Genomic DNA, 519 nt, shown 5'->3' with positions numbered 1-519 from the left:
GACTTACTGACGTTGAAACGGATTCAGATGTAGAAACTGATGCTGACTCTGACGCAGAAACTGATTCAGATGTCGATACCGATTCAGACGTTGAGATCGATTCAGATGTCGATACTGACTCAGATGTTGAAACGGATCCAGAAGTCGATAATGATTCTGACGCAGAAACTGATTCAGATGTCGATACCGATTCAGATGTCGATACTGACTCAGATGTAGAAACAGATACTGACTCTGATACTGATTCAGATGTCGATGCTGACTCTGACGTTGAAACTGATTCTGAGGTTGAAACCGATTCGGAAGTCGATACTGACTCAGATGTTGAAACGGATCCAGAAGTCGATAATGATTCTGAGGTAGATGCTGATTCAGAAGTCGATACTGATTCTGATGTAGAAACGGATTCAGATGTAGAAACAGATACTGACTCTGATACTGATTCAGATGTCGATGCTGACTCAGATGTAGAAACGGATTCAGACGTTGACATTGATTGACTTACTGACGTTGAAACGG

The 519-nt window shown here is 42.0% G+C and carries 1 protein-coding gene; it reads right to left on the bottom strand.

What is annotated here, in order from left to right; genetic code table 11:
• Window positions 1-519, bottom strand: a 519-nt coding sequence (locus tag QM830_RS10900; RefSeq protein WP_414327023.1) for a hypothetical protein, incomplete at both ends; no start/stop codon positions are given.

It is taken from the genome of Streptococcus sp. OMI750, from assembly GCF_047463895.1.
Classification (GTDB): domain Bacteria; phylum Bacillota; class Bacilli; order Lactobacillales; family Streptococcaceae; genus Streptococcus.
This window is presented reverse-complemented; position numbering and strand designations above follow the sequence as displayed.